Origin of the sequence: Comamonas sp. wu1-DMT, assembly GCF_040187805.1 — a bacterium.
Lineage (GTDB): Bacteria > Pseudomonadota > Gammaproteobacteria > Burkholderiales > Burkholderiaceae_C > Comamonas > Comamonas thiooxydans.
Genome location: NZ_JBANEM010000025.1, coordinates 1 through 16,438, shown reverse-complemented (window position 1 = coordinate 16,438; position 16,438 = coordinate 1). Strand labels below are relative to the sequence as shown.

Here is a 16,438-nt window from a genome sequence, read left to right as displayed (position 1 = left end):
ACAAGCTTCAGTTGCGTGTGCCCTCCGGCTTCGCACTACGGTGCGGCTTACCGCGAGCGTTGTTCTTCCGCATTGACGTTTTGATAGTGACTGCTTCTGGCTGTCTTTCGCCTCAATTATTGCGATGACTGGCTCATACTCGTCAACAGAGTCGATTGCGGTGCGCCTCCAGCGCCAGACAACTCACCTCTCCTCTTGCCGAGGGACAGTAAAACTAAGCGTCGCGGTATAGCGTACATCGGTATATTTCTTACCGCCCACAGTAACCACCGCATCATTGACACGAGCCGATACCTCAAGCACATACAGGCCAGGGAAAGACGGCGTGAAGCTCACCGTACCGTCCTTTGACGGGGTCAGTGAACGGCGCCACCCTTCCTCCGTTTCGATATTCACTTGGCTGGCTGCAACAGCTCGTCCCTTGAATATCAATCGAAAGGTGTTTCCGCCAGGGTGGGTAGGAACCAGCTCCAGGTCGTTCCTGGCCTGAATGTCCTGGCGACCGTAGCGAGCTTGATAGTAGGTAAGAACTCCGTCATCGAACCCGGTTGCTGAGAAGCGCAGATCGCTGAAGGGCTTGGGAACAGCGATATGGTTGATCGCAGTCTGAATTGGCAATGATTTGCCATCAGCTTGCGTTGCCTTGGGCTCCAGCAACGCAGGCAACTTGTCTAAAGGTTTGTGTAACTCTCCTACGTAGGCTCGGACCTCCGCCCCGTCGGGCTGCACCCAGAGATACTCCGCTTGTGCCTGTGCTGAACACCATAGGCCACTGATTAGCAGGCACAAGGCCATTCGATGAAATACAGGAAGCAATTGCACTCAGTGATCCTCATCTTCAAGGTTGTATCCAATGCGCCCGGCGTCTTGGCGCCTTTTGGATATCTTCCTATTCGACGCAGGACCTGCAGTCCAGGCCCTGCGTCGAACAGCACATAACAAAGGCTGGGCAGGCTTGTTGCCGGTCAGCGCGGAGTTTCTATCCGCCTTGCCCAGAATCAGTGGAGGTCCATCATTGCGAGCTCCACGGCAGCGAAGTACCGACGCCCAACTTTGAATATCGGCACTCAGAAGTCATAACGCATTCCGACATTTACGCTGCGCGGAGCACCCCAGGTGTAGAACAAGCCTGCCGCGGTAAAGTTGGTGAGCCCGGCCATGTACTTCTTGTCCAGTGCATTGTTCACGTTCAGGCTGAACGACAGGTGCTTATCGACCTGATAGCGCGCCATTAGGTCTAGCACCGCATAACCCCTCTGCGACAAAGTGGCAGCGCTATTGCTCATCGAGGTCTTGCCCTGCCAGCGTGTAGCCGCACCCACAGTCAGTCCCCGCAAAGAGCCTTGGTCAAAGCGATAGGTCGTGCCGAGCTTGAACTGGTACTTGGGATATTGACTGGCACTGGTGAGCGAGCTGCTTTGCTGCACCAGACTGCCCTGCGCTTGCTAGCCGCGCGCGAGCTCGCCCGCCAGCTCCCAGCCACGCCGCGTTGCAGACGAGACCGCACGGTAGGCCGTATTACCCGCAGGAGTGAGATCACCACTTTCCTCCGCGGTGTTTTCCGTCTTCATCCAGAAGTGAGCGATGCTGGCATTCAAGCGCTTGTCGAAAAATTCGGCCTTGGCGCCGACCTCATAAGTGTTGCCCTCCTCCGGTGCCAGCGTTGCACCCCGCGCATCCTGAGCCGTCTGCGGCTGGAAAATGCTGGCATAGCTTGCGTACAGCGACACGTTCGGCTGCACCTCGTAGACCAACCCAGCGTACGGGGTGATCACACCGTTCTCCTTCATGTCATAGTTCCACCAGTAGGGTGTGATGTCACGCTCTTCAAACCGTGTAACGCGTAACCCAGTGATCAACTGCAGAGGATCCGCCACCCGGAAGCGTCCGGCAGCATAGGCATAACGCTGCTTCTGACTGAATTTGTTGTTGCCGTAGTTCAAGACACTGAAATCAGGCTGAGGCAACACCGCGCCTCCCTGTGCCATGTTGATGCCGAGATTGCCTAGCGGCACCAGGTTCAACGCATTCAGCGGCAATTGCACATTGCTGTGAAAACGCGATACGCCTGCGCCGGCCAGAAGTTCATGCGAGCGGCCCAACAGCTCGAATGTCCCCTTCACATCGAGATTGATGCTCCAGTTATCGGTCTCCATGTTGCGCCATCGGCCGAAGCTTGCGCGGTCCTGATCGTAGAAGTAGCCAGCCTTCATATCGTCCATGGATACGTTCTGATGTGAAAACTTGAGCGTGGCTGTCCAGTCATCCGCCAGACGTTGCTCCAGACTGCCGAAGAGATTGAGACCTTTTTGGGAATATCCGCCCCAGGGGGCACCGGTGTTGAAAGAGCGCGGCATCCACGCCACCTCACCACCTGTTCGCGTGTAGCGCTGGATCGGCTGCGTAGTGCCGATGCCTTGTGCATCGCGTTCGCGATAAGTCATACCGAGGTTGAGGACTGTGCCGGGAGTGATGTCCGCTTCGAGTGCCCCGAACAGCATCTTGCTGCTGCTCTTTTCATGATCGCGGAATCCCCCTGCGTCCATGGCAGAAGCGACCAGACGCCCCCGTACCGTGCCCGCCTCGTTCAGTGGACCGCTCACATCGGCCTGTGTTCGATAAGTGTCCCAGCTCCCCGCATTGGCACGCACGCTGGCCTGAAATTCGCGAGTCGGGCGCTTACGGATCATGTTCACCGTGGCGCCATAGTCGCCTTTGCCGACAACCAGACCGGATGAACCCTTGAGGACCTCGATCCGGTCGATCTCCGCCATATCGTCGAGCGAAAACATGGTGCTGGTAAGGTAGTACCAGCCGCTGCTCAGCTGTGCCATGCCATCGGTCTGCAGGTTTACCTTTGCCCCACGCGCTTGAAAGTCGGTGGCATTGTTCTGCCTGTAGACGGCGATGCCAGGTGTCTGTTCCATCACATCGGTCAGCGTCTCCAGCTTGAAGTCATCCATGCGCTGACGCGTCATGACGGTCACGGATTGAGGTGTCTCGCGTAGCGAGAGATTCAGGCCCGTTGCCGTCCGGCTGGAACCCGTCTGGGTGTAGCTGCCGGTGCCCTCGGTAACGCCGTCCCTCTCGAGCTGTGCAGTCACCGTGACTGTGGCCAGCGATGCGGAATCATCATTTGACGCGATGGCCTTGATGATCAGGCCACCCCCTTGAGTTACGGCGACCAAACCGCTTCCAGCTAGCACCTGCTCCACTGCCTGCTTCAGCGTGAGTGCTCCATGGACGGGGCGCGCTGTCTTGCCTGCAACCAACGCGGGAGCAAACCCGATCGATGTGCCAGAGGCTGCTGCCAGCTCGTTGAGTGCGCTCCCCAATGGCTGGGAAGTGATCGAGAAACTGATGCTTTTTCCACTATCAGCAGCGGATTGCGCCTGCGCAATCATCGGGGAGAGGACTGCCAGGGCTGCGGCCAAAGCAAGAGGAGCGGGCTGGAAATGAGGCTGCGTGAAGCGCATGGAGAGGGATTCCGAACGTCGAGTAATGAATGAAAATGAAACTCACTACTCTTTAAGACGCATCAGATCACCAGAAATACACCCCTAGTCCGAAAAAATTCGAAATGGCCGCATCGAGCCTGAAAGTGCTCAATGCGCACTGACGATTTCAGTCTTCCCCGATGACATGCTGACCAGCTTCACAGGCAGGATCTGGGTCAGCATGCGCGCAAACTCCCCTGGTCTATCAATCTGGTAGCTGCCGCCGATGGTCATTGCAGCGACCGCAGGGTCGCGGATCTCCAGGCCCGTTGGAGCATAGCGCTCCAGTTCTAGCAATGCATCAGCCAGTGAGGTGTTATCAAAACGCACCAAGCCCTTGCGCCAAAGGGCGACACTGCCGGGAGAAACACTGGCTACCTGGCCTAACACCCCACTGGATGACACCCTCAGGCCTTGTCCTGCCAGCAATTCGACAGGCAGATCAGCCTTCGCGCTGGCGGTGCTGTAGGAACTGGCGACCCGTACATGGCCCTTCTCCACCGAAACATTGACAGCCCCGGCATCGGCCCCCTGGTTGCGATAGCGAACGGAAAATCGTGTCCCGAGTATCGTGACACGCGCAGGCCCAGCGAGGACATGAAATGGCTTCTTGGGATCGGCGGCAACCGAGAACATGATTTGTCCATCCGCAATCCGCACTTCTCGGCGGTCGCGGTACATGGTGACCTGAGCCTGGGTGTCGGTGTCCATGGCGAGCTCGGTGCCATCTGGCAAGGTAACAAGCCTTTGCTGCCCCTTCTGCGCAACATAGCTGCTCTCGAATGTCGGCTGCAGCATCCATTGATGCCATCCAATCCCTGCCACAAAGACCGCAGCACAACAGGCAGCGACCAAGGCAGAGCGCGGCTGCATCCAGTTCAACAGAGCGCCTGCGCGCACCCATACTTCCATCGCCTTCGGCTTCGCGGGCTCCCCGCCAGACTGCGCAGAAGATCCGCCACTTGCAATGACTTCGCTCTTGAACGAGGAACGTGCTTTTGCAACCATGTCGGCAGGAGCAGAACGCAGCACCGCCATGTCTTGGGTCAGATGACGAAACGCCGTGTCATGCGCAGCATCCTCAGCCAACAACTGACGCAGGGCTTCATGCTCGCTCTCGCTCAAACCTTGCTCCCAGCGCGAGTGCCATTCGACGGCAGCCACATCTACCGGATTCTGTCGACTGAAAAAATCCGCAAGCTCGCGCGCTTCCGCAGCCTCGTCAAAGGAGGCTGGCACATTGCGCTGGGATGCAAAAGAGTGACTCATCTTAGGGATACGGATGCGCGGGGCGGGGCAAAAATTCACCCTCGGCGAAACAGCTACGCAAAACGCACGCGAATTTGCGATCACTCGACATTATCAAGTTCCATTCTGCGCGCAGCACAAGCAAGTTTTCCGCGGCTGATGTACTGATTCACCATGCTCAGCGACACCCCCATCCGCTCTGCAATTTCCTTGTTGGGCAACTCATCGAAGATGTACATGCAGAAGGCATCACGACACCGAGGCGGCAGCCCCTCGATAGTGTCAAGATACGCTTGAATGCTCTGAGACGATGCATAGGCATGCTCGGGCTGCAGATGCAGAGGACTCGCAGGCTGATCCAGCTCCTCCAATGAATCGATACTTTGATGCTGGCGCACCTCAGCCCGTCTATCCATATCGATTTTGGCGCGCAAGGCCACCTGCCTCAGCAATGCACCTGGCTCAAGAATGACCTGCCCCTTCTGCTGCATGGAAAGCACACGGGCATAGCTTTCCTGCGCCAAGTCAGCCGCAGTATCGCGGTCTCTCACTTTGCGCATGCAGAAATTCAACAGGTCTCTGTAGTAGCGGGTCAGCACGATCCAAAAAGCCAGTAGCAATGAGTGAGGTCGAACGTGCGCGGCGATAAGACAGCCCTGGAGCCCAGGCGCAAAGAGTTGCGATCAACTACACGGCAAAATTATAAATTGTTAATGCGACTTATTCTCAATAAATGCATCCGATGTGATGCGAACTGCGGGTACTGGTCGGTCGTGACCTCTATTCGGCTCAATGTCGACCGGCATACCTGATGAGCACCGACAGCAAGCCGCCGCTCGGAAATCTGCGGTGGCCGGCTGCTAGTGGCCGATAGCTGCCAACCGACAGAGACCCGGAGCCAGGCTGGTGCCGCTTCAACTACTCTCCAAGGTGCCGGTGTCAGCAGTCGCTCCATCTCTTTCATTTACTCAACCTGCCACTGGTCGATACACAACTTTCAGCCTCTGCGCACCACACGCTTCTATTGCGTGGACGATCAAAGAAAAGACCGTTGCATGTCTCAATCCAAACAGAGCACATCCAGGCTGGAGGCGTGTATAGAGCTCAGCGGTTTGATGGCTGTGTCTCCAAAGAAGAGCAAAGCACCAAGTTGGACCAGTTCGAAAAAACCGGCTCCTGAAGGCAGACGTTCACTAGCCGGTAATGAATGAGCTACGTGGCCATCAGCTCGGATTACCGCTCTGCCGCCATGAAGTTTGACGGCTTGCTCCCGAGCCTCTTGCGAAACATCGTGGAGAAGGCACCCGGACTGTCATAGCCCAGTTGAAGCGCCACCGTTGTCACCGAATCACCGCACCCCAGTTTGGACATTGCAAAAAGAAGACACGCCTGGCTTCTCCACTCTGAAAACGATATTCCGGTTTGCGAGCGAAAGAACCGGCTGAAGGTGCGCTCACTCTGGTGCAGCTGCTGCGCCCAGGCCAGTGGCGACAAGCGCACGTCGGGCTGGTGAAGGAAAGCAATGCATAGAGTCGCCAGCCGTTCATCTCGCGGTAGCGGCGCAAAGAACGGCAGTGCTTCAGCGCGGCCGACCTCCAACAGCAGAAGCGACATCAGCACACCATCGCGACCGCGCTCGTCATATAGCGCCGGCAAGTCGATGGCTTCGATAAGCAGCTGCCGTAACAGCGGGGACACGGCCAGCACCTCGCAATGCGATTGGCTCCGTGGCACCTCGTCAGGCTCAATGTACAGGCTTCGAGTATTGACTCCCACCATCTTCACCCTGTGCGGCTTGCCTGCAGGAATCCACACGCCACAGTGGGGAGGTATCACCCAGGCGCCATCGTCAGTACCGACCTCCATCAATCCGGTCGCGCCATAGAGGAACTGTGCCCGGCGATGGCTATGAGTATCCAGAACGGTGCCAGGCGCGTAGTCGGTGCCAATGGCCACAACGGCACGAGGCGTGGCATCGAGGGAGTTCAGTGACTGATTGCGCACAGCGAGACTGCAAGGAGCGAATGGCCGAAATGCAGATATTGTTGACCAAACATCGAAAGCGCGCCACTCCAGAGCAATCTACTGTGACGACTCCTGCATCATTGGAGTTTTTCGTGTCCTTGTATTTGTTGTTGGCAGTCTGCGGATGTGTGACAGGCGTCACTACCGTTCTCTTTGGTTTCGGTGGCGGATTCGTGGTCGTTCCGCTGCTGTATCGCTTGTTGTCTACACCGAATGCCCCAGGCAGCGCAGTGGGGCAGTCGGCCATGCAGATTGCCGTTGCAACATCCACCTGTGTGATGGTCTTTGGTGCGCTCCTCGCAACGTGGCGTCATCAACGTGCAGGAACAGTGGATTGGACGAATGTCAGGCCTTTGCTGGGCCCCATTGGCGCGGGGGCCGCACTTGGCGCACTTGCGGCAACCGTTGTTCAAAGCGAATGGCTGCGTTGGGCCTTTGCGGCATATCTGGTGCTGACTATTCTGGACTGCTGGTTGAGGCCTGGGTTTCTTGCTCAGCCCGTGGCAAAGCAGCACCGCCATGGGCCGCTGGCGAATGCATTGTCCGGACTGGTGATCGGGTGGGTTGCTGCATTGCTAGGGGTCGGCGGCAGCGTGATGACCGTTCCCCTGATGCGCCGCCGTGGAATCGAAATGACACGAGCAACCGCCATGGCGAATCCGCTATCACTGCCGGTCGCGCTGGCAGGGACAGGGACTTACATCGTCCTGTCCACTCAATCTCCTTTACCTCTTGGGGAGTGGCACCTCGGCTATATCGACATACGAGCTGCTGCTGTGCTCGTGGCCGGCTCCTGGATTGGTATCCGTGCAGCATCGCTTTGGATCGGGCGCATTCCAGACCGAGTTCACGCGAAGGTCTATTTGGGACTGTTGATCGCCGTTCTTTTGGCCATGGTGACAACATGACCGAGATCTACTCTGCCTTCATCCCGAACGTCGGCTTGTGAGCGAAAGCTCTATTTCGCCAGAGCCCCTGAAGCAGTCTTCAGCCGACTTGCTGCGCGCATCGAACGTCTGCTGACGCAGGCGTCTATAGAACCTGCACTAGCGGCCATTGGCATTCGTTCGAGTGAGAAGCCTGAACGATCTACCAAGAGCCGCATGTGCGATATGGCCTGATGAGGCCTCTGATACAGGTATGGCTCAGGCAGTAAATCGCTTCAGAATCAACGACGCATTTACACCGCCGAAACCAAATCCGTTGAGCATGGCGTGCTCTATTGCATGAGCACGCGCACTCCCGGCGATCAGGTCCAGGCCGTCCGCCAAAAGGTCTGGCTGCTCCAGGTTGAGCACGGGTGGCGCGATCTGGTCGCGCAAAGCCAATACTGTGAAGATCGCAGCAGCTCCGCCTGCAGCTCCCAGCATGTGACCCACGGCTGATTTGGTGGCCGTGATGGAGGGGCCGGTATCTGCTCCAAACACTTGACGAATGGCTGCCAGCTCTCCCCGGTCACCCACGGGAGTGGAGGTTGCGTGAGCATTCAGGTGTTGAATATCACGAGCGTGCAACTGTGCCTGTCGCAACGCGGCGCACATCGATCGCGCTGCGCCTGATCCATCTTCTGGACCTGAGGTGACATGGTATGCATCGGCAGAGGTGCCATAGCCCACGACCTCGGCCAGCGGCCTGGCGCCGCGCGCCAATGCATGATCCAGTGCCTCCAGCACCAGCAGGCCAGCACCTTCGGCCATGACAAAACCGTCCCGTGCCTGATCGAAAGGTCGGGAAGCTTTCGCGGGATCGCCGCCGCAGAAAGTGGTCACTGCTTTTGCCGCAGCAAAGCTGCCGAGCGCAACTCGGTCAATCGTGGCTTCGCTGCCACCGCAAAGCACCATGTCTGCTTCGTCATTGCGAATCAGACGTGCCGCATCGCCAATGGCCTGGATGCTGGCTGCACAAGCCGTCACCGGAGCACCCAACGGCCCCTTGAGCTGGTGCCTGATTGACACCTGTCCCGAAGCCAGATTGGCCAGGAACGCCGGTACGGTGAAAGGCGACAAGCGCTGCGGCCCTTTGCCATCCGTGGTTCGCACCGCTTCAGCAATGGTGCTGAAGCCGCCCACGCCGGAGCCGATGACCGTCGCCGCGCGCTCCTGTTGCTCGACGCCTGGATGAGCCCATTGCGCGTGCGCCAAAGCCTGGTCTGCTGCCCCCAATGCAAATGCGATGAAACGATCCATGCGGCGTAGCTCCTTGGCCGAGATCACGGCTTCAGGGCTCCACCCGGCTTGCGGATCCTCCTCCAGGCCTGGCACCCGTCCGGCGATGGAGACGCCTGTGCCCTCACCCACACCGGCGCTCAAGGCACGTACCCCGGACTGGCCGGCCAGCAGGCGCTGCCAGGCCAGCTCCACATTGCACCCTAGAGGAGAGACCATGCCCAAACCGGTGATGACTACCCGACGACCCATGCTGCACCTTCCGCTATTGAACCCAGGAGCTGAGCCCAACTTTATTGATGATGATCGCAATCATAAATGAGTTTTGATGATGAGTATCATCTAACGTATGAAAGTGAGCAAAGCACAGGCCGCCGAGAACCGCGAAGGAATCGTGGATGCCGCTGCGCGCCTTTATCGAGAAAAGGGCCTGGATGGCGTGGGCGTGGCAGAGATCACACGCGATGCGGGCTTGACACATGGCGGGCTGTACCGGCACTTCGAGTCCAAGGATGCTCTCGCACGCGAGGCCTGCCTGCGTGCATTTGAGTGGACCATCACGCCGCTAGACGGATTGGAGTCCTCGGAGGCGGATGGCGCGCCTGCCACCAGACTCCGCGCGCTGGTGCATGGCTATCTTTCTGCGGCGCATCGCGATCACCCCGGAGAGGGCTGCCCCGCTGCGGCATTGGCAGCAGATGCAGCAAGAGCGGGGCCTGAGATGTCGGAGGTTTTTGCCCAGGGAGTGGAACGCAATATCCAGCGCTTTATGAGCGTGCTCCAAGGTGATGACGCGGCCAAACGTACTCAGACTATCGTGACCCTCAGCAGCATGGTTGGTGCCCTGGTTCTCGCTCGTGCCACGGCAGCGGGCAACCCGGCGCTTTCTGAAGAAATATTGGCAAGCTTGCGGGAGCAGTTAGCCCCGTAGTCGCCCGAATCAGGCATGCGCTCGCACATTTGATGCGCATCTCAATTTTGGGCGTGGTGGCTGTCACGGTCTGGCCCGGGTCGCACTGGATATCCAGACCGTGGGAGCACCAGCGCAAGTCGCTGTGCGCCGCATCAACACGGCCTTCCTGCGAGCGGGCCGACTGGCGCCGGTGCGGCGCCCTGGCTATAGCAGAGAGCGGCTTGTGCCGCCGCTGTCGTTCAGAAAGCGCCGTATTCGCTCAACTTCTTGCTGAACCTGAAGGTCCACAGTCGCTGCGCGCGATCATTGACGTCATTGGTGGTAAAGCGCAGGCTCGCCGCGCCCTTGGCGCACTTGCCATCGTTCACGATCTTGCCGTCGGCATCCACCATGCATTTGGTGACGTCCGAGCCTTCGATCTCCTTGCCGCTGGTGTCCAGCACGGCCAGCGAGACACCGAAGTCGGTGTCGTTGGTCAGCGCCAAGGTGTAGTCATCGACCAGTGCCAGACCCTCGGCCTTCTCGGCCACCCAGCCGGTGGCGTTCAAGTTGAAGAGCCGGGTCTTCTTGAGCGGAACTACCTTGGAATAGTCCGAGCCATTGACCGGCTTGCCGGTCAGGCTGCTCTTTTCCAGGTCGGAGCCCAGCGCGGTGATGTCGGTAGCGTTGGCCGGAAACTCGATCAGCACCAGATCGTTAAAGACTTTTTTGTCTTTGCCTGTGCCTTGCTCGATGGCGATGAACTTCCCGTTGCCCAGCGAGACCACATCACCTAGCTTGGCGTTGCCGGTCCTGCCCTGGCTGTACCAGCTGCCGTCCACGGGCAATGCAAACAAACGGGTTGTCTCGGTAGTCGGGTCAAACTCCACCCAGCGCACAAAGCGGGCGTAGTCGCGCACGTTTTCCGACTTGCCGGTCGCATCGGGAACGACAGCAGTGATGTAGTCGGCCTTGCCGTCGTTCAGCGGACTTTGCAGAAAACCGTGCAGCTTTCCGCTGGCCACATCGATGCTCAGCCCTTCCATGCCACGGTTGGCGCGGCGTTTGGCGAGGATGGCAGGCAGATCGGCCGCGCCAGTACCGGGCTTGTATTTCTTCAGGATGATGCCGGTAGCCGGGTCGATCTTCACGATGAAGGGGCCGTATTCGTCGGAAACCCACAGCACATTGCGTGCTGCATCCACCACCACGGATTCGGTGTCCAGGCCGAATTCACTGTAGCCCTTGGCCTTGCCGGGATAGGTGAAGGAGTCGTCCAGAACTTGCTCGCCCGTGTTGCCTGTGATGCCCCGTGGCTGCACACGACCATTGGCGTTCTGCGCGGCGCTGAACTTGACCGGCAGGGTCGAAACAAGCCTGGCTCCGTCCTTGCCGAGGGTGATCACGCCGATGGACGGCGTGAAGTCGGGCGAAGGAAACACCGTGGAACTGGCGAAGCCCGTGGAGTTGGAGCCGTCGGTGATCTGCGTGACCGGACCAGTGGTGGCGTTCGGGCCGCGATCGGTGATGGCGTAGAACTCCAGCGTGCCGTCGGCGCGCCTGCCTTTCAAGGCCAGGCCCGAGCCATAGGCCGGCAGAAAACCCTTGGGGAAATCGGCCTTGGTGGCGGAGTGGCGACCTTCGTAAGGGAAATAGAACTTGTCGTCGAACTGTACGTCCTGACGCGTGACGACGGCGCTGATGCTGCCGACGCCGGTGGTCTGCACGACCGTCTCGGGGCTGGCGACCTGGAACGGGCGGGTGTCGGCGCAGGCGCTCAGCAAGGCAACCGCGGCGGCGGTCGCAGCCATCAGGCAGGATGAAGAAGTGAGGTGGCGCATGGCAAGTATGGCTTGAGAGGAAGATGGAAGTCCCCGAAAGCAAGCCCGACGAGGCAAAGCCCTGCTCGACCTTGGAGACTTCTTTGCGCAAAGAGGCGTTGTGCCGCTCAGAACGAGTGGCTGATGCCGATATCCACACCAGTCGACCCGGTGTTGGCGACACCTGCAGGACCTCCGATTAGGCCAATGCTGGCGCCATTCTTGTTGTTGACACGCGCAATCCCGGCGTACATGGAGGTGCGCTTGGAGAAGTCGTAGACATATCCGACCGAATACTTGTCGGTCTTGCCACCGCTGCGCGTGAGGGCTGTGGCGTTACCGCTGAACTTGGCGCTGGCGTACTTGACGCGGAAGCTACCGGGCCCCACGGGGATGGTAGCGCCCAGGTAGAAGCCGTCCACCTTCCCGGAGGTTGCGCCGCTGGCGGGTTTCCACTTCAAGCTGTTGTATCCGCCATTGAGCACGAAGCTGCCGAAGTTGTATGAAGCGCCCAGCGCCAAGTCTTCAAGATCGCTGGTGGCAGCGATGGCGCTGGGCGAAGTCACAGCGGCAGTGCCGTCGATCTTGCCGTAGCCGATACCCACGTTCAGCGGGCCAGAGCGATAGCCCAGGTTACCGCCCACGTATCTGCGGGCCTTGCTTGCGCCAGAGTTGGAGGCGTTTTCATCACCAAAGGAAACCGAGAACTGGCCATAGACACCGCCCAGGTTGCGCGGCAGAAAGTAGCCCACGGAGTTGCTGATGCGCGTGCGATCCACCGTGCCGCTTTGGCTGGCGGCGTTATACGCAGTCTGGCGGATCGTCTGGAACAGATTGGCCTGCACGCCGGTGGTGGTATCAGGGCCCCCGAACGCGGTGAAGATGTTGTAGCTGGGGGTGTAGTCGCGACCCAGGCGGATTTCACCCCAGGAATTGTTGATCAGTCCGATAGTGGAACGGCGCTCGAAACCCAAAGAGCCGCTGCTGCCGCCACTACCGGTGTCAGGGCTGAGGCCACCTTCGAGCCAGAACTGAGCCTGGTTGCCGCCGCCGAGGTCTTCCGTGCCGCGAAAGCCGATCAGGCTGGTCTTGCCTTGGCTGGAGTTCAGAGCATTGAGCCTGTTGCCGCCGGACTTGGCACTGGTGATGCCGACGTCCACTACGCCAAAAATGGTGATGGAAGACTGTGCCAGGGCCAGGCTGGATGAAGAGGCTAGGAATGAGCCAACCACGACTGCCAGAGTACGCGAGCACGTTTTATGATTTTTCATTGGCGAGATACGAACGGAACTTATCAGAGGGAATGGCGGTGGCTCTCTTGCAACCGCCACCGAAACTCTAAGCAACACATAAGTACTTTTCGTGACGTTTGTACTGTGTGACATGAAAGTAACAGCAGCGGTGCATGCGCAGAGTTAGCTACCAGCAGCCCCTGGCCGGACTGCGGCAGTCGCAGATCAACCCGTTGCGGTCGTTCAAGTGCCAATGTCCATGCCTGCTATGCAGCGCTTACCGGCTGGTGCACACATGCGCGCTAGCCGGATGCATAGAAAAAGGCGACTGAATACAAATCGACGCAGCACATCCCGCATCTAGAAAAGCTCAGCCGGCCGCGCGACTCTCGTCACGGCAGACATGGCTTTCCATCCGGGTGGAATCCAGCGCACGTCATTCAATGCGGTACAGGCTGCCGGAGCCCCCCTCCTGCGTCGGCATGCCGTCGATGCAGCTAGGCATTGGCAGGCCCTGCCCCCATCCGGCTGCCAAGACCTGCACGTCATGCACAGGATCGGACGCCTTGGCCCTGTCGTTGCGGATACGACAGGTTTCAGGATCTGTGGCGAACAAGCCGCGTGCGAAGACCCGACCTTGCTCCGCCAGCCTTGCGGTTTTCGAGGCTCGGATTTTCGCAAACGCCTGGAAGACATCGTCCAAGCCGCCGCTTGCGCCATCCAGACACCGAGCCAAATGCCATGCGTCCTCGAGCGCCTGACAGGCGCCTTGCCCCGACGTCGGCAACGGCGCATGCGCGGCATCGCCAACCAGCAGCACATTCGCCCTGCTCCATGTATGCAGCGGCTCCAGGTCATGCACTGCAATCAGCCGGATGGCATGCCCGGGCGTGGCCCGGATGAGATGCGCGACCGGTTCGGGCCACCCTGTGAACAGATCTTCGACCTCCTTGCGCATATCTGCGGCCGGTACGGCTTCAGTCAGGGGCCGAGCCTGCGCCGCGGCCCAGTACACCAGCTGGGGTCGAATCGGCACACAACCAAAGCGCTCGCCCGCCCCCCAGAAATCCTGAATCGCAATATCGTCCACCAGCGCATGCGGCCCCTGCGCCACGCCGATCCAGTTGACAAAGCCCTGATAGACAGGTGTGTTGTCACCCGCGACAAACTTGCGCGCCACCGACTCCATGCGGCCGTCGGCGCCAATAAGCAGATCCGGGCGGATGCTCGCGCCATTTTCGAAACGGGCCACGGCTCTGCCATGGGTATCCAGCTCAATGGCCACCGCCTGGTATCCGAACTCCACCGGAATCCCCTGCCGTGCCGCATGGTCGAGCAACACCTTCTGCAAGTGCCTGCGCAGCACCGTGTAGGTTGGGTATCCCATCGTCCGGTCCAGCAAGGCGATATCGAGGCCTCCCAATGCATTGCCCATGGCATCCTGGCGGCGCATTGTCAGCGGCCGACCGCCAATGGCCGCTATGTCTTGCAGCAGCCCCAGCTCTTCCAGCACAAAGCTCGCATTGGGCCAGAGCGTCACGCCTGCCCCCATGGTTGCCGGCTCCGTTCGACGCTCATAGACCCGAGGGTTGTAACCCTGCTTGCGCAAAGCCAGCGCCACGCTCAAGCCTGCAATGCCACCGCCAAGTATTCCAATTTCCACGCTGAATCTCTCCTGTCCATACGATGCCCGATGTATGGCGCACTGCGTTGCATCGAGCAAAAGGGCATCTTAGATTTCGCCACTACAGAGAACTAGCATGCAAAATTGGGACGTTTTCATACCTCAAACGGGATAATCAATGCGCGATGCACTCGACCTGAATACCGTACGCGTCTATACGGCGGTTGTTGATGAGCAAAGCTTTGCCGGCGCATCGCGGCTTTTGGCCATGCCCTCGTCCAACGTCAGCCGCCACGTTGCATCACTGGAGCGCCGACTCGGTACACGCCTGCTGGAGCGAAGCACCCGCCACCTGCGCATGACGGAAGCCGGCCGATTGCTCTACGAACGCGCCAAGCCCCTGCTCGACACACTGCTCTCTACACAGGAGGAGCTTGGCGCGGTGCAGCGCGAACTGCGTGGACCTCTGAAGATCTGCATGCCCGGGGAGGCACCAAGGCTGCTGGCTCCCATCCTCGCCGAATTCTGTAGCCTCCATCCAGGCATCGAGCTCGAATGCGATACCCGGATGACCGGGCTGGAGGTACTTCGAGAGGACGTCGACCTTTCCATCGTCTTCCATCGGGGCCATCAAGAGGACAGTGCTTTCATCACCCGCGAACTCGCCACACTGCCCAGCATCGTGGTTGCCGCCCCCTCCTTGCTGGCCAGGACCGGTATGCCACGCCATGTGCGCGAACTGAAATCCCTGCCCTGCATCACCACCCTCAGTGCGCTGAAGGGTCAACCTTGGCAGTTTCAGGACGCCGCGGGAGAAATCGTCAAGGTGCCGGTCCGCAGCCGCTACCGCGTCAACAGTGGAGAACTGGCCGTGGCAGGCGCACGGCAAGGCATCGGCTTCGCGATTGTGGCGGCCTATCCCTGCCAGGAAGACCTTGCAACGGGTCGGTTGCAGGAAGTGTCACTGGACCTTCGTCCTGCCCCTCTGCAATTGCTGGGGGCATACAGCCATCGCCATTCCGTGACTGCTCGTGCCCGGGCACTGCTGGAATTGATACAAGTGCGGTTGTCTGGCTCGATTAGCCCTCCCATGGGCCCCAGACCTTGGGGGACAGTCTAGGATCGAAGTGGTGCACCGGGCTCAAAGTGGAGTCCTTCGGAGCGCAAGCAGTCGCTTGGAATGACTCTCTCAATGCCCGCTTCTGGCCTGTCGCTGCCAACGAAAAGGGGCTGCTCACGACCCACAGCAGACCTTTAGATTCAGGAGCAGCGGTCATTCAGTTCAATAGGTACCGCGTAATCTCGCTTGCTGTGCTACGAGCTGTGCGCATGACTCCAATGAGCGTGGCAGACGCTGGCCCGGTCCATTCACCGTAGCCCACAAGCCATAAACCTGGGACGCCATGCACCTGGGTGCCGTCTACCGTGACTCTGGATTCGTTGACAACGCCAAGAGTCTCCAGAGACTGTAACGCTGGCCTAAAGCCGGTACACCAGATGACCGCGTCAAAGGATTTGGTACTCCCGTCGCGCCATCCGGCCCCGTCCGCCGTGAGGCTCTCAAACGGGCCGACAGACTGCAGCACGCCGCGCTGGCGTGCGTCAAGGACAGGGGGAACCATCACGATATCGCCAAAGCCACCCGGCAGGTTCTCCGGATCTTTGCCTTCCTGCAATGCCTGCCAACGTGCAGTAGCCCTCTCGAAGAGTACTCGCCCATCGACTTCGTCCGGTAAAAAGGCTGGAGGCTCCAGCGTGACCCAGGTCGTGGACTGCGCAACCAGCGAGACCTCCGCCAGGATCTGTGCGCCGGAGTTTCCTCCGCCGACCACCATAACCCTCTTGCCTGTGAACGGCTCAGGAGATGCGTACTGAGCTGAGTGCAACTGTTGCCCCTTGAAGGACATCAAACCCTCAACGTTGGGGACAAATGGA

The 16,438-nt window shown here is 59.3% G+C and carries 11 protein-coding genes and 3 pseudogenes; 3 read left to right on the top strand and 11 right to left on the bottom strand.

Annotated features, from left to right (window positions below; genetic code table 11):
- Positions 1–183: 183 nt before the first annotated feature.
- From V8Z78_RS23975 to V8Z78_RS23955, 5 genes and pseudogenes are all read right to left on the bottom strand, one after another.
- Complete coding sequence (locus tag V8Z78_RS23975; RefSeq protein WP_349732297.1) at positions 184–795, bottom strand: hypothetical protein; 612 nt, start codon at positions 793–795, stop codon at positions 184–186.
- Positions 796–1,067: 272 nt separating this feature from the next.
- Positions 1,068–3,476, bottom strand: a pseudogene (locus V8Z78_RS23970) (TonB-dependent siderophore receptor).
- Between the two features lie 129 nt (positions 3,477–3,605).
- On the bottom strand, positions 3,606–4,766 hold the full coding sequence (locus V8Z78_RS23965) for a FecR family protein (RefSeq protein ID WP_349732280.1): 1,161 nt from the start codon (positions 4,764–4,766) through the stop codon (positions 3,606–3,608).
- 80 nt (positions 4,767–4,846) lie between these two features.
- Positions 4,847–5,344: an RNA polymerase sigma factor gene (locus tag V8Z78_RS23960; RefSeq protein ID WP_034362310.1), complete on the bottom strand. Its 498-nt coding sequence runs from the start codon at positions 5,342–5,344 to the stop codon at positions 4,847–4,849.
- A gap of 634 nt (positions 5,345–5,978) precedes the next feature.
- Positions 5,979–6,749 (bottom strand): AraC family transcriptional regulator, encoded by a 771-nt coding sequence (locus V8Z78_RS23955; protein ID WP_280042293.1) that lies wholly within the window; start codon positions 6,747–6,749, stop codon positions 5,979–5,981.
- A 20-nt stretch (positions 6,750–6,769) separates the two neighbouring features.
- On the opposite strand from V8Z78_RS23955, the gene V8Z78_RS23950 reads away from it, so the two are divergent.
- Positions 6,770–7,678, top strand: coding sequence for a sulfite exporter TauE/SafE family protein (locus V8Z78_RS23950; RefSeq protein ID WP_314353735.1), 909 nt, complete (start codon positions 6,770–6,772; stop codon positions 7,676–7,678).
- Positions 7,679–7,915: 237 nt separating this feature from the next.
- Here V8Z78_RS23950 and fabF read toward each other — a convergent pair whose 3' ends face one another.
- Complete coding sequence (gene fabF, locus V8Z78_RS23945; RefSeq protein WP_349732279.1) at positions 7,916–9,187, bottom strand: beta-ketoacyl-ACP synthase II; 1,272 nt, start codon at positions 9,185–9,187, stop codon at positions 7,916–7,918.
- A gap of 97 nt (positions 9,188–9,284) precedes the next feature.
- On the opposite strand from fabF, the gene V8Z78_RS23940 reads away from it, so the two are divergent.
- Complete coding sequence (locus V8Z78_RS23940) at positions 9,285–9,866, top strand: TetR/AcrR family transcriptional regulator (RefSeq protein WP_003066613.1); 582 nt, start codon at positions 9,285–9,287, stop codon at positions 9,864–9,866.
- Positions 9,867–9,912: 46 nt separating this feature from the next.
- Here the strand turns inward: V8Z78_RS23940 and V8Z78_RS23935 are convergent.
- The 4 genes and pseudogenes from V8Z78_RS23935 to V8Z78_RS23920 form a co-directional block, all read right to left on the bottom strand.
- Positions 9,913–10,056: pseudogene (locus tag V8Z78_RS23935) on the bottom strand (IS3 family transposase); the annotation flags it as partial.
- 31 nt (positions 10,057–10,087) lie between these two features.
- The gene (locus tag V8Z78_RS23930; RefSeq protein WP_349732278.1) at positions 10,088–11,668 is read right to left on the bottom strand and encodes an esterase-like activity of phytase family protein; all 1,581 of its coding nucleotides are present in this window, start codon (positions 11,666–11,668) and stop codon (positions 10,088–10,090) included.
- 107 nt (positions 11,669–11,775) lie between these two features.
- Complete coding sequence (locus V8Z78_RS23925) at positions 11,776–12,918, bottom strand: porin (protein ID WP_003066617.1); 1,143 nt, start codon at positions 12,916–12,918, stop codon at positions 11,776–11,778.
- Between the two features lie 397 nt (positions 12,919–13,315).
- The gene (locus V8Z78_RS23920; RefSeq protein WP_349732296.1) at positions 13,316–14,542 is read right to left on the bottom strand and encodes an FAD-dependent monooxygenase; all 1,227 of its coding nucleotides are present in this window, start codon (positions 14,540–14,542) and stop codon (positions 13,316–13,318) included.
- A 139-nt stretch (positions 14,543–14,681) separates the two neighbouring features.
- Here V8Z78_RS23920 and V8Z78_RS23915 point away from each other — a divergent pair, with 139 nt between their 5' ends.
- Positions 14,682–15,623, top strand: a complete 942-nt coding sequence (locus V8Z78_RS23915; protein WP_003066621.1) for a LysR family transcriptional regulator — start codon at positions 14,682–14,684, stop codon at positions 15,621–15,623.
- A gap of 157 nt (positions 15,624–15,780) precedes the next feature.
- On the opposite strand, the pseudogene V8Z78_RS23910 reads toward V8Z78_RS23915, so the two are convergent.
- Positions 15,781–16,438: pseudogene (locus V8Z78_RS23910) on the bottom strand (pyridine nucleotide-disulfide oxidoreductase); the annotation flags it as partial.

Coding starts and splice junctions, on each gene's coding strand:
- V8Z78_RS23975 (WP_349732297.1), bottom strand. CDS start 795: ATGGCCTTGTGCCTGCTAATCAGTGGCCTATGGTGTTCAGCACAGGCA.
- V8Z78_RS23965 (WP_349732280.1), bottom strand. CDS start 4,766: ATGAGTCACTCTTTTGCATCCCAGCGCAATGTGCCAGCCTCCTTTGAC.
- V8Z78_RS23950 (WP_314353735.1), top strand. CDS start 6,770: ATGGCCGAAATGCAGATATTGTTGACCAAACATCGAAAGCGCGCCACT.
- fabF (WP_349732279.1), bottom strand. CDS start 9,187: ATGGGTCGTCGGGTAGTCATCACCGGTTTGGGCATGGTCTCTCCTCTA.
- V8Z78_RS23940 (WP_003066613.1), top strand. CDS start 9,285: ATGAAAGTGAGCAAAGCACAGGCCGCCGAGAACCGCGAAGGAATCGTG.
- V8Z78_RS23930 (WP_349732278.1), bottom strand. CDS start 11,668: ATGCGCCACCTCACTTCTTCATCCTGCCTGATGGCTGCGACCGCCGCC.
- V8Z78_RS23925 (WP_003066617.1), bottom strand. CDS start 12,918: ATGAAAAATCATAAAACGTGCTCGCGTACTCTGGCAGTCGTGGTTGGC.
- V8Z78_RS23915 (WP_003066621.1), top strand. CDS start 14,682: ATGCGCGATGCACTCGACCTGAATACCGTACGCGTCTATACGGCGGTT.